Annotated in this window: 10 protein-coding genes; 1 reads left to right on the top strand and 9 read right to left on the bottom strand. The window is 74.4% G+C overall.

Annotation, left to right across the window (positions count from 1 at the left end; translation table 11 throughout):
• Positions 1-30: 30 nt before the first annotated feature.
• From B5D80_RS14265 to eccD, 9 genes are all read right to left on the bottom strand, one after another.
• Positions 31-363, bottom strand: a complete 333-nt coding sequence (locus B5D80_RS14265) for a hypothetical protein (protein WP_088644346.1) — start codon at positions 361-363, stop codon at positions 31-33.
• A complete protein-coding gene (locus tag B5D80_RS14260) occupies positions 363-809 on the bottom strand; it encodes a YbaB/EbfC family nucleoid-associated protein (RefSeq protein WP_088644345.1) in 447 nt (148 codons plus the stop codon). The genes B5D80_RS14265 and B5D80_RS14260 overlap by 1 nt, the downstream gene beginning before the upstream one ends.
• Positions 810-876: 67 nt before the next feature.
• Entirely contained in the window at positions 877-2898 is a 2022-nt protein-coding gene (locus tag B5D80_RS14255) for a hypothetical protein (protein WP_088644344.1), read from the bottom strand.
• Positions 2899-2922: 24 nt separating this feature from the next.
• Complete coding sequence (locus tag B5D80_RS32925) at positions 2923-5025, bottom strand: hypothetical protein (RefSeq protein WP_144081667.1); 2103 nt, start codon at positions 5023-5025, stop codon at positions 2923-2925.
• 4 nt (positions 5026-5029) lie between these two features.
• A complete protein-coding gene (locus B5D80_RS14245) occupies positions 5030-5404 on the bottom strand; it encodes a hypothetical protein (protein WP_088644343.1) in 375 nt (124 codons plus the stop codon).
• A 60-nt stretch (positions 5405-5464) separates the two neighbouring features.
• Positions 5465-5761 (bottom strand): WXG100 family type VII secretion target, encoded by a 297-nt coding sequence (locus B5D80_RS14240; protein WP_088644342.1) that lies wholly within the window; start codon positions 5759-5761, stop codon positions 5465-5467.
• Between the two features lie 31 nt (positions 5762-5792).
• Positions 5793-6089, bottom strand: a complete 297-nt coding sequence (locus B5D80_RS14235; RefSeq protein ID WP_088644341.1) for a WXG100 family type VII secretion target — start codon at positions 6087-6089, stop codon at positions 5793-5795.
• Positions 6090-6156: 67 nt separating this feature from the next.
• Entirely contained in the window at positions 6157-7551 is a 1395-nt protein-coding gene (gene eccB, locus B5D80_RS14230) for a type VII secretion protein EccB (RefSeq protein ID WP_158224176.1), read from the bottom strand.
• 2 nt (positions 7552-7553) lie between these two features.
• A complete protein-coding gene (gene eccD, locus B5D80_RS14225) occupies positions 7554-8945 on the bottom strand; it encodes a type VII secretion integral membrane protein EccD (protein WP_088644339.1) in 1392 nt (463 codons plus the stop codon).
• A gap of 156 nt (positions 8946-9101) precedes the next feature.
• Between eccD and eccCa the strand changes: the two genes are divergently transcribed.
• A complete protein-coding gene (gene eccCa, locus B5D80_RS14220; protein ID WP_088644338.1) occupies positions 9102-13139 on the top strand; it encodes a type VII secretion protein EccCa in 4038 nt (1345 codons plus the stop codon).
• Positions 13140-13159 lie beyond the last annotated feature (20 nt).

The raw sequence follows: 13159 nt of genomic DNA, 5'->3' as shown, positions 1-13159 counted from the left end.
TGTCGGTGTTACGGGAACCGCTGCCGGCGGCTAGGTGTGCCGGCCGGTGTTGACGCCGCCGGAGATGTCGGCGTTGGTCGCCTCCACGCTCGCCAGGATCTGCCCCAGCTTCCGCAGGTCCTCCTGGTAGCCCTGGGGCACCGCACCCAGGAGCTTGATCAGGTCGGCGCCGAACGACGCCTTCGGCAGGTTGGCCACCAGCTCGTCGATGTCGGCGTACGGGGCACCGACGAGTCCGGGGGACTCGGTGTCGGCGCGCCGCAGCGTCTGCTGCACCCGGTCGAGTTCCTCGGTGAACGGGTCGAAGTTCGGGTTGGTCAACCGGCCGGTGTCGGCACCGATCGGCCCCTCGGCCGCAGGCATCAGCGGCCCCCCGCCGGGGTGGGCGGCGTCGGGTCGTCGTCCGGCCCGGCGGTGCGGAACATCTCGGCGAGCAGCTTGTCCATCGGCAGCGGGCCGTGCTCGGGGTCGGCCCCACCGGTCAGCAGGTCGACCATCGGCAGCCCGGCGGGCAGCAGCGACTCGAACGCGGCCACGGTCCGGGCCATCGCCTCGCCGCGGGCCGTCTCGATCGTGTCGACGAGCAGCTCACCCAGTTCGGGGCCGGCCATCGACCGGTAGGCCGAGGTCGGGAACTTGACCGCGGTGACCGCCCCCCGGCTGTCCACGGTCACCGACACCGCCCGGTTCTTGGCGGTGACCGTGCTGTGCACGCTGTGCAGGCCGCCCTGGATCTCGTCGATCGCGGCCTTCTGCCGTTCGAGTTCGGCCAGCGCCTGCTCGACCTGGTTGGACAACGGGCTGGACATGTCCTCACCTCCTGGTTCACGGTTCGTCTCTGCTGTGGGCGGGTTCCGGGCCCGGCACCGGGTCCGGTCAGCCCCGGCCGCGCGCCTGCTCCCGGCCGTGCACCACCGGGCCGGTCGCGGGGATCTCCGGCATCTCGGCCGGTGCCGCCACCGGCCGTCGGCGGGGCGGATCGGTCCGACCGACCACGGCCGCCGTACCCGTCGGGTCGGTCCCCCAGACCTGCTCGTCCTCGGTCAGCCGGGTGTCGCGTCGGGTGTCGCCGCCGTCCGACCGGCTGCCCGGCGCGCCGATCGCGGGCAGCAGCGGGGGTCCGCCGGGCCGGCCGGGGCCGGGCGGCCCGGCGGCCGGGGGACCGCCACCCGCCGCGCCCGGCAGCCCCGCGCCCCCGCCACCGCCGGCCGACCCGGTGCCGACGAGCCCCGGACCGCCGGCACCGCCCGGTGGGCCGGCGAGCAGGGCGGCGAGTTCCCGGCCGACGGCGGAACCACCGACCGCCGCACCCCCGGTGGGGGCCGACGCATCGGCCAGGTCGCCGATGTCGGCACCGCCGGCGGCCCAGCCACCCAGCGCGCCACCGGAGCGGCGGTCGATGTCCGCGACGCCGCCGGCCCGTCCGCCGATCACCGGGCCGACGCCTCCGGCCAGGGCCCCCACCCCGGCCACCGACGCGGGGTTCCAGCCGCCGACGCCGCTGCGGTCGGCGGCACCGATCGCTGCGATGCTGCCGCCGGCCGCGCCCGACGTGCCGGGGCCGCCGACGCCTGTCAGGTTCGTCGCGCCGAGGGCGGGCAGGCCCGCCCCGCCGAACCCGCCGCCGCCGAACGCGCCGAACGCGCCGATGACCGCCGGTCCGCCTGCCGGCAGGTTCCCCGGCCCGCCGGCCCCCGAGGAGGAGAACGCCAGCCCGGGGCCGCCGCCACCGGCACCGTCGAAGCCCGCCCCGGCGAAACCGGTGCCACCGGAGAGGGTGCTGGTGAACCGCACCTCGTCGGGCGACGGTGGGCCGGCGGTGGGACGCTGCGGGGGCCCCGGCGGTGGTGGGGGTTGCTGCCCGCCGCCGGACGGACCCGTGAACCGGTTGACGATTCCGCCGGTCTCCCGCAACGCGGCGACGAGCTGCGCCAGCGCGTCGCGCATCGCCAGGTCGAGCCGGACGAGCTGCCGCAGCCAGGCGGTACGCAGCAGCACGTCGAGGGCGGTCCAGCCGGCCGCGGTGGTCAGGTCGAACGTCCCGCCGACCGGGCCGGTGCCGTAGGTGTCCTCGATGGTGACCGACACCGCGTTCAGGCTGCCCCGGTCGACCTGTTCGAGGATGGTGCGGACCGTGCCGAACAGCGCGCTCGGGTGGTACGTGTTGTACCACTCGTGGGTGTGGTCGCTGAACTCCCGCCAGGCGTCGTTGATCCGCTCACGGAACATCAGCAGGTCGTTGGACTGCCGGAAGACCCGGTCCGACCAGGCGTTGGCCTCGTCGGCCGCGTTCATGTCGCGGGTGAGCCGGTCGATGTCGGCGTGCAGGGAGTTCAGGGCCGCCAGGAAGACCGCCGAGGCCGACCCGACGAAGCCGGAGCCGGTCCCGCTGATCCCGTCGCGCAGCACCCGCAGCTCGGCGGCGGTGGTGAGCAGCGTCTGCTCGACCCGCCAGAGCAGGTTGCCGGCGTCGGTGAAGCTGCGTTCGCTGAACCAGCCGTTGGTGCCGGCGTACAACCGGGTGAGGGCACCGACGCTGCCCCGGTAGAAGCTGTCGAACGCGCTGCTCGGCGGGGGCCCGCCGGTCTCCTCCCAGAAGGTGACGTGGCCGCGCACGATCTCCCAGAGGTCCCGCTGCGGATCGTCGACCCCGGGGCCGACCCGGCGGTAGCCGACCAGTTCCCGGTCGCCGGGGTCCACCGTGGGCCGGGTGCCCCGGTCCAGCTCCTGGGTGCGCCGTTCCACGAACCGGACCCAGGTGACGCCGTGCCCGGCGACCTGGTTGCGGTCGATCGGCGTGCCGGTGGCCTGGTCGGTGCCGTCGCGGCCCTCGTTGAGCACGTCGCGCAGCATCCGTTCCCAGGTCCAGTCGGCGTACTCCGGATTCGGGGCGGTCACCGGGCGGCCCGCCCGCGTCGGCGCTCAGCCACGGCGACGTCCCGTCGCCCGGGTGGGGCCGAGCGGTCCGCCGGTGCGGCGCGGCGCGGCCGGCACCGCGGTGACCGGTTCCTCGGCGTGCTCGGACCGGCCGATGACGGCCATCCCGCACTCCGGGTCGGTCCCCCAGACGTCCTCGTCCTCCTCCAGCCAGGTCTTACGTTCCCGGTCCTTCTCCCCCTGCTGGCCGGCCCCGCCCATGCCGCCCATGCCACCCATCGGGGGCATCATCGGGAACCCGCCGGCCGTGGCGGTCGCGGAGTCCGCACCGCGCGCCCCGCTGCCGCCGGGTCCGACGCCTGCCGGTTCGCCGAGCAACGCGGCCAGTTCGCTGCCGAGCGCCACCCCGCTGGTCGACGACTCGCCCGGCGAGCCGCCGCCCAGGTTGCCCACGTCGACCCCGTCGACGTCCGTCGGGAACTGGGCCGACGGGTTGGTCGTCCCGTCGTCGAGGCCGCCCGCGCCACCGCCCTTGACGCCGCCCAGGCCGCCGCCGGAGGAACCGAGGTTGCCCCATCCGCCCGACGGCAGGCCGGGCAGGACGACCCCGCCGCCGGGGATCCCGGTTCCGCCGCCGGTCCCACTGCCGATCCCGCCGCCGCCCGCCGCGCCGGACCCGGTGCCACCGCCGAGCAGGTCGTCCCAGTCGATGCCGCCGGAGCCGGCCGTGCCGCCGGAGCCGAGGTCGCCGCCGAGGCCCAGCCCGGAACCGGTTCCGCCGCCCAGTCCCAGCCCGGACCCACCGCCCAGCCCCAGGTCGCCACCGAGGCCGAGGCCGGAACCACCGCCCAGGCCGAGATCGCCACCGCCGCCCACGCCGAGGTCGCCGCCGCCCAGCCCGAGGTCGCCTCCGCCGCCGAGGCCCAGGTCACCGCCGCCGCCCGTACCCAGGTCGCCACCGCCGCCCAGGCCCAGGTCGCCGCCGCCGTTCAGGTCGGGGCCACCGCCCCCGTTGAGATCAGGTACGTCGACGTCGGGGGTGCCCCCCGGTGGCGACGTGGTGGTGGCCCGGGTCGGTGGCGGGGAGATGACGCTCACCAGGTGGGTGACGGCCCGCAGCCGGGTGGTCAGCCGCGCCAGCTCGGTACGCATCGTGGCGTCCAGCTCCCGCAACTGGCCCAGCCAGGCCCCCTTGACCAGGTTGTCGACGCTCTGCCAGCCGGCCTCGGTCATCAGGTTGAAGGTGCCGGTGTTGACCGTGCCGTTGCCGTACGCGTCCGGCAGGGTGATCGTGACCTGGCTGAAGTTGCCCGTCCTGACCTGCGTGACGATCTTCTTCAGCGAGTCGATCAGCGTGGTCGGGTTGTATCCGTTGAACCACTGGAAGGTGTGGTCGCTGAACTCCCGGAACGAGCTGGCGATCTTGTTGCGGAAGGTGGTCATGTCGTCGACCAGGTCGTCGACCTGGTCGGACCAGGCCCGGTCGGTGCTGTTGGCGTTCATGTCGACGGCGAGCCGGTGGACGTCGCGCCGCAGGTTCGCCATCGCCCCGATGAACACCCCGGATGCGCTGCCCTGGAAACCGGACGCGTCGTCGCCGACCCGGTCCAGGATGGTCTTCAGCTCCCGTTCGGTGCTGACCAGGTTGGTCTCCACATCGTGCAGCATCTTGGCGGCGTCGGTGAAGCTCTTCCAGCTGAACACCGGGTTGGTGCCGCTGGCCAGCCGCTGCAACGCCCCCTCACTGGACTTGTAGAAGGTCTCGAACGCCCCGCGCGGCGAGGGCGCCCCCTCGGTCTGCGACTCGCTGAACACGATCTTCACCTGGATGAACTGGGTACGGGTCGTGTAGTGGGGCTTGCCGTCCCGCACCGAACCGACCGTGCTGATCCGGTAGAGGAAGAACTCGTTGCCGTCCAGCGAGTCGATCCGGTCGGTGTAGTCGGCGTCGCTGGGCGGGTCCGCGGACTCGGTGACCGCGTCGGTGTGGTCGACCAGGCGCAGCCACCGCACGTCCGGCCCGGCCACCAGCTTGCGGTCCAGCAGGGTGCCGCTGGTGCCGTCCGGGCCGTCCTTGCCCTCCCCCAGCACGTTCTGGAGCATCGATTCCCAGGTCCACTGGGCCATGTCCTGGTACGGAGCGGTCACCGGGTCACGCCGTCGGGGTGGGGGTGGGTGGGGTGCCGGTGCCGGGCAGGAACTCCAGGAACCGTTCGGCGGTGACCGCGTTGAGTGACTCGATGTACTCCGAGTTGGCCAGCAGCTCGGTCAGCCCGACAGCGAGGCTGTTCATCGTGGTCCGGTGGCCGGTCATCCGGGTCAGTAGCGTGTCACCGGTCTTGTTGACCTGGTCGCGGATGGTCCGGCCGGGTTCGAAGGCGTTCGTCCCGGCCGAGACGACCAGGTCGCGCAGCGTCTGCGAGACGTACTGGCCCTGCCCGGAGGTGGCGGTGTCGACCGCGTCCCGCAGGCTGTTGAGCTTCGCGATGAGCTGGTTGATGTACGGCTCGTCGATGACGATCGGCATCGGTTCCTCCGTTGGGTGGGGGTGGGGCGGGCGGCCCGGGACCGCCCGCCGCACCGGGGGTCAGACGTTGCCCTGGAACAGCGCCGCGCCCCGCGCGTCGCCCAGCCGGTAGTTGTCGTGGATCTGGTCCAGCCGGGACGAGGCGTCGGCGAGCGCCTGGCGCATCTCATTGATCCCGGTGTTCCACTTGGCCTGCGCCGCGGTGAACGCCTCCCGGGTGTCACCGGAGTTGGCGCTGACGTACGTCTGTACGACGGTGTTGAGGTCGTCGATCGCGTTCTGGATGCTGGTGGTCACGCCCTGCAACTCGGCCGAGCTGTCCAGCAGCCCGTTGGGGTTGAGTCCGTACGACGGCATGGATCGTCCTTTGTGAGCGGTCGGTCGGCGGTCAGGTCCAGCTCGCGGAGAGGGCGTTGTCCTGCTCCACCTGCGCGCTGGTCTGGTAGTGCGTGGTCATCGCGGTGTTCAGGTCGAGCAGCCCCTGCTTGACCTTGCTCAGCCCCTCCAGCCACTGCTGGATGGAGGTGGTGAAGGCGGTCTTCGCCTCGCCGCGCCACTGGGTGTCCAGGAAGCTGGACGTGTTGTCGACGGCGCGCTGCGCCGCGTCGCACTGGGCGTCGGTCTGGTTCATCGCCGAGATGGTGTTGCGGATGGTCTGCTCGTCTACCTCGTTGCCGAGTGGCATCGGCGCTCCTTCCGGTTCGGGCGGTCGCGGCGGTTCCGCGCCGCCGGCTGCGCTGGCCGGGCCGGTCTCATCCGACGACCCGGGCCGGGTCGAGGGCGGGACCGGTCGGCAGCAGGTCGATCAGTTCCGGGGCGACGACCGTCGCGTCGGCGGGGTCGTAACCCAGCCGCTGCGCCACCGCCGCACCGGCGAGCGGGTACTTCACCCCGGCGTCGGTCACCAGGTGGTAGGTGGTGCCGGGCTGTCCGGCACGGCCGGCGACCACCAGCCCGCCGCGTCCGGGCGCGACGGTCACCGCGTCGGCGGTGTGCGTCGTCCGGGTCACCCCGACACCGCCGCGCACGACGCCGGACGCCGGTGCCGGCCGGGCCGCGACGACCCGGGGCCGTCCGTCGGCCCCGAAACGCAGGCACCAGGCGAGGCCGGGGGGCCGGGTGGCCACCCCGGGCGCCACCGCCGGCAGTTCCTCGGCCAGCGGTGCCCGTGCCGCGACCGGCACCCGGGCCAGCGCCGCCGGGCTGAGCACGGTCGGCGTCACGGCCCCACCGCCGTACCCGGCGACGGTCGCCGGGTCGGCGGCCAGCAGCGCGTACGCAAGCGGGGTCAGCCGGGCCAGCCCGTCGCGGCGCAGCAGGTAGTGGCGTTGCTCGCCGTCGGCCGGCCGGGCGGTGAAGAGTTGACCGATCCGGGTCGGCTGTCCGTCCACCGTCGGCCCGGCCGCGCCTCGTCCGGGCACCGGCACCGGCCCCAGGTCCGCCCCGGCGGGCAGCAGGTCCAACCAGGCCGCCGGGACGGTGACCGGGGGCGCGTCGTGACCGAGCACGGGCGGCAGCCACGACGCGGTGAGCCGGAACCGGTGACCATTGAAGATCAGGTGGTCGCCGCCCGGGTCGCCGGCCGGCCGGGCCAGCACCGCCCGGTCGGCGGCCAGCGGGGTGCCGTCGGAACCCGGGGCCACGGTGAGGGTGAGCGCGGTCGTCCCGGTGCCGGCCGGAGCGGTGCCGCCGGGCGCGCAGGCGGTCCAGTCGACGCCGGCCAGCCCGGCGGCCGGCAGCACGTCGGGAGCGCCGACGATGCCCAGCGGCTGCCCGTGCGCCACCCCGCGCAGCGACTTCGCCGACACGGTGACCACGGCCAGTTCCTCGCCGAGCAGCAGCCGGGCCGAGGCGTAGTTGAGCACCGGACGCAGCCGCCCGTCCAGGTAGAGGTAGCGCGAACCGGTCTCCTTCTCCACCACCAGCGCCCCGGCCCTGCGCCAGGCCGTGGCCCCGCCGGGGGCGAAGAAGCCGTACAGGGTGAAACCGCCGACCACCAGCGCGGCGACCAGGACCCCGGCGAGCAGCCCCACGGTGGTACGCCGGTGCGGCGTCTCCAGGCCGTCCGGCTCCCCGGCCACCAGCGCGGCGGTCAACCGGCCCAGCAGGTGCGACTGCGCCTGCACCTGGTCACGTCGGGACTGCACGCTCAGCCCCCGATCGCCCGGAAGTAGTCGTACACGTGCAGGACGGCGAGCCCGATCGGCAGCAGCGCCACCGCCGCGGCGGTGAGGGTGAGGTCGCCGACCCGCCCCCAGTACGGCGTCACCCGCCGCGCAGTGAGGCTGCGCCCGGCCAGCAGCAACGCCGGTACGGCGACCGGCAGCACCGCCAACGCCAGCACCCGGGTCAGCGGTCCCGCACCGGCCAGGGTGTCCACGGCGACGGCGACGAGCCCGACCAGCGCCGGCACCGCCTGGGTCAGCCGGTGCCAGGCGCTGGTCATCGGTCGGGCGTTGAGCGACCAGACCAGCGCGACCAGCAGCACCAGGGTCACCTCCGCCCACCCCGCCCGGTGCGCCACCGGCAGCAGCGCCACGGCGGTGGCCGCCGCGAGGCCGGCGTACAGGGCGGTCATCAGCCGGTCGACCGCGCGCGCCCGGTCCATCAGCGGGCCGGCGGGTTCCGGGTCGATGTCCTCCTGGAGGTGCTCGGGTCGGGTCGGCAACGGGGCGAGGCGCATCCCGGCCAGCCGGAACGCGAACAGGGGCACCGTCAGCACCAGGGCGGTCGCCGCCACCGCCACCACCGCCCCGGCCTGCGGCCCGGTCAGCCCGCCGGCCGTGACGGCGGCCCCGCCGAGCACCCCCAGCAGCAGCGCGACGGAGCCGGCGACGAACAGCGGGGTGGCCGCGCCGAGCAGGCCGGCGGCGAGCACCGCCACCGCCGCCCCGGTAGCGGTTCCGCCGAGCACCTGCGGCCCGGTCACCCCCGCTCCGACCGTCCCGCCGTCGCCGGGCAGCACCAGCCCGGCCAGGCCGGCGTAGCCGGTCGCGGCGGCCCCCAGCAGCACGCCGAACCCCCGCTCGGCGGCGGCCCGGACCACGGCGGCCCCGCCACCCAGCGCCACCGCCGCCACCGCCAGCGCCGCCACCGCCCGCAGCGGCACCGGGCCGGGCAGCGCCAGGGCGACCAGCCCGACGGCGAACAGCAGCCCGGCCAGCCCCAGCACCACCGGGCGGGCCAGCTCGGGCCGCCACCGGCCGGGGCGGTCCCGCACCCCGGTCGCCATCCCGTCGACGAGGTCGTCGAAGTCGACCTCGGGCAGCTGGTCGGCGCGCGGACGCAGGTACACCAGGTCGCCGTCGTGCAGGTCGAGCGCGGCGACGCTGCTCTCCTCGTCCAGCGGGGCCGAGCCGGCCCGTTGCAGCACCCAGCCGCCGTGGCTCAGCCCGGTGTCGGCCAGCCCGTCCCCCAGGTGGTGCAGCAGCGCCGGCAACAGGTCGGCCACGACCACCCCGACCGGCACGGCGACCTCGATCTGCCGGCTCGGTCCGCGTACGACCAGCCGGCACATCTGCTCGGTCTCGGTGCCTGTCACGGCCCCTTCAACGGAGCCGCCCGGAGAACGTTCAACGGCCCGGACGAATTTTCTTCGCCCGCCCGGCAGGCCCCCGCCCGGAAACCGGGATCGACCCGGATCGGCCCGGGCTCCGTTGTGGAGGGGGGCCGACGGCCCGGGTGGAGGGAGACGAGCATGGGGACGGTGCTGTTCCGGCGGCCGGCGCGGCGCGGCGGGCCGGAGATGCCCACCGGGGAGCTGACCCTCCAGGAGCCGCCGGAGCTGAGCGAGCCGCAGCACAACGGTGCCCGGCAGGCGATGATGGTGCTGCCGATGGCGCTCATGACCGGCGTGATGATGCTGATGTTCATGGGCCCGTCACGGGGTCCGCTGACCTGGGTGATGGCCGGCATGATGGCGGTGGCCATGGGCGGGGTGATGATCGGTTCGGTCATCGCCAGCGGCGGGGAACGCAAGCAACGCCACGGCGGTGACCGCCGCGACTACCTGCGCTATCTCGCCCAGCACCGCCGCCGGGTCCGCCGGTTCGCCCAGGACCAGCGTGACTCCAGCCTGTGGCGGCACCCCGATCCGGCGTCGCTGTGGTCGCTGGCGATGACCACCCGACGCTGGGAACGTCGCCCCACCCATCCGGACTTCCTGGAGATCCGGGTCGGCACCGGGGAGCAGCGGTTGGCGGTGCGGATCGCGCCGATGCAGACCAAACCGGTCGAGGACCTCGAACCGGTCGCCGCGAAGGCGCTGCGCCGGTTCATCCGGGCGTACAGCACCCTGCCGGACCAGCCGGTGGCGCTGTTCCTACCGGGCTTCGCCGAGATCCGGGTGACCGGGGACCGGGCGGCGGCGCGGGCGTTGCTGCGGGCCCTGCTCACCCAGCTCGGCGCGTTGCACGCGCCGGAGGAGGTCCGGGTGGCGCTCTGCGTCGACCCGGACGGGCTGGCGGCCTGGGAGTGGGTCAAGTGGCTGCCGCACGCCCAGCACCCCACCGAACAGGACGCCGCCGGGACGGCGCGGCTGGCCGCCGACGGGATCGAACGCCTCGAACGGCTGCTCGGCGCGGAGTTCACCGGCCGCCCCCGCTACGAGCCGGGGGTCACCCCCGATCGGGACGAGCCGTACGTGGTGGTGGTCCGCGACGGCGGCCGGGTGCCGGCGGGTCACCGGCTCACCACCGGCGGCTACCGCAACGCGGTCTTCGTCGACCTGGACGACCCGCCGGTCGCCACCGGCAAGGGCATCCTCAACCTGGAGGTCGCCGACGGCACGCTGACGATGCTCGGGCGGGACCGGGTCGGCCAGGAGACCCGGCAGGTGCTCGCCGCCCCCGACCTGCTCGGCCCGGCGGCGGCCCGCACGGTCGCCCGGCTGCTGTCGCCCTACCGGCTGGCGGTCAGCACCGAACTCGCCCCCGAACCGATGAAGGCCGACTTCGACCTGGGCACGCTGCTGCGTATCGCCGACCTGGAACGGTTGGAGCTGGCCGCGCTGCGCGACCGACGCGGGCCCGACGAACGGCTGCGGGTGCCGATCGGGGTGGACGCCACCGGCACTCCGGTCGAGCTGGACCTCAAGGAGTCCGCCCTGGGCGGCATGGGCCCGCACGGGATGCTGATCGGCGCGACCGGCTCCGGCAAGAGCGAGCTGCTACGGACGCTGGTGCTGGCGTTGGCCGTCACGCACTCCTCGGAGACGCTGAACCTGGTGCTTGTCGACTTCAAGGGCGGGGCGACGTTCCTCGGCCTGGACCGGCTGCCGCACACCTCGGCGGTAATCACCAACCTGGCCGACGAGGCGTCGCTGGTCGGCCGGATGCGCGACGCCCTGCACGGCGAGCTGGTCCGCCGGCAGGAGCTGCTGCGGGCCGCCGGTGGATACAGCTCGGTGCTGGAGTACGAGAAGGCGCGGGCCGGTGGCGCCCCGCTGGACCCGCTGCCCACCCTCTTCGTGGTCGTCGACGAGTTCTCCGAGCTGCTCGCCGCGCACCGGGACTTCATCGACCTGTTCGTCATGATCGGGCGGCTCGGCCGTTCGCTGGCCGTGCACCTGCTGCTGGCCAGCCAGCGCGTCGACGACGGCCGGATCGGGCAGTTGGAGTCGCACCTGTCGTACCGGATCGGGTTGCGGACCTTCTCGGCGATGGAGTCCCGCTCGGTGATCGGGGTGCCCGACGCCTACGAGTTGCCGGCCGCCCCGGGCAACGGCTACCTGCGGATGGACGTCTCGACGCTGCTGCGGTTCAAGGCCGCGTACGTCTCCGGCGAGTACCGCCCCCGGCGGGCCCGGGTCCGGCAGGAGGTGGTCCAGCGGCAGGTGGTCCCCTACCGCCTGGACGCGGTGACGGCGGAGCCGACCCCGCCGGTGTCACCCGTCGGCACCGCACCCGCGACCGACCCGGCCCGACCGGACACGCCGACCGCAGCGGTCGGGCCGGCGGGGTCCGCCACACCGCCGGCAGCCGGGGCGGAGCCGGTCGCGCGCAGCGTGTTCGCGATCGTCACCGACCAGCTCGTCGACTCCGGGCCACCGGCCCACCAGGTCTGGCTGCCGCCGCTGGCCGAATCCCCCACCCTGGACAGTCTGCTGCCGGCGCTGACCCCCGACCCCGAGCTCGGGCTGGTCGCCGCGGACTGGCCCGGCAACGGTCGGCTGGTCGTCCCGCTCGGTTTCATCGACAAGCCCTACGAACAGCTGCGCGACCTGCTCACCGTGGACCTGTCCGGGGTGGGCGGGCACATCGGCGTGGCCGGCGGCACCCGCAGCGGCAAGAGCACCCTGATCCGGAGTCTGATCTGCGCGCTGGCGCTCACCCACCGCCCCACCGACGTGCAGTTCTACTGCCTGGACTTCGGCGGTGGCACCCTGGGCACCGTCGCCGGCCTGCCGCACGTGGGCAGCGTCGCCGGCCGGCTCGACACCGACCGGGTCGGCCGGACCGTCGCCGAGGTGACCGGACTGATCAACCAGCGGGAGCGGCGCTTCACCGAACAGGGCATCGACAGCATCCAGACCTACCGCCGGCTGCGCGCCGAGGGTCAGGTCACCGACGACCCGTACGGCGACGTGTTCCTGGTGGTCGACGGCTGGTTCACGCTGCGGCAGGAGTTCGAGCCGCTGGAGGTGGCGCTGCGGCAGATCGCCGCCCGGGGGCTCAACTTCGGCGTCCACCTGATCGTCAGCGCGGCCCGCTGGTCGGAGGTGCACCACAGCATGCGCGACCAGCTCGGCATCAAACTGGAACTGCGCCTCGGCGACGCCGTCGACTCGGCCATCGACCTGCGGTTGGCGGCCACCGTGCCACGTGCGCCGGGGCACGGCCTCACCCCCGAGAAGCTGCACTTCCTGGGGGCGCTGCCGCGCATCGACGGGGTTCCCGATCCGGCGAGCACCGCCGAGGGGGCGCGTGAGCTGGCCGGCACGGTGGCCGAGTTCTGGGCCGGTCCGGTGGCGTCGCCGGTGCGTACCCTGCCGGCGGTGCTCCCCGCCGCCGATCTGCCGCCGGCCGAGGGCGACCTGTGGGTGCCGCTCGGCCTGGACGAGGCCGACCTGAAGCCGTACTGGCACGACTTCGCGGAGCTGCCGCACCTGACCGGGCTCGGCGACAGCCAGAGCGGCAAGACCAACCTGCTGCGTCACCTGGCCCGCATGATCGTCGGTCGGTTCACCCCGGCCGAGGCGCGCATCCTGATCGTCGACTACCGACGGCAGTTGTTCGACTCGGTGCCGGCCGCGTACCGCCTCGGCTACTCGGTCTCCACCGACGCCACCCGGGAGACCGTCGCCGACGCGGTGGTCGGCCTCAAGGGGCGGCTGCCGGGTAAGGAGATCAGCCCCGAGCAGTTGCGCCGCCGCGACTGGTGGACCGGGCCCCGGCTGTTCGTGCTGGTCGACGACTTCGAGATGCTCGCCGGGCAGGACAATCCGCTGCAACCCCTCATCCCGTACGTCCCGCACGGCATCGACATCGGGCTGCACGTGGTGGTCGTCCGGGGAACCGCGAACCTGATGCGGATGTCGATGGACCCGCTGCTGCGTCGCCTCCAGGAGGCCAGCAGCCCGGACCTCGCGCTGTCCTGCCCGCCGACGGAGGGGCCGCTGCTGGGCGGGGTGAAGGGGCGGCACCTGCCGCCCGGCCGGGCGATGGTGCTGACCCGACGAGGACACCGGATGATCCAGACCGCGTACGTCGAACCCGAACCCGTGCCCGTCGGCTGATCGCCGTCCGGGCGGCACGG

Source organism: Micromonospora wenchangensis (assembly GCF_002210435.1).
Taxonomy (GTDB): domain Bacteria; phylum Actinomycetota; class Actinomycetes; order Mycobacteriales; family Micromonosporaceae; genus Micromonospora; species Micromonospora wenchangensis.
Note: the sequence above shows the minus strand (reverse complement) of the source record. Positions and strands in the feature narration are given on the sequence as shown.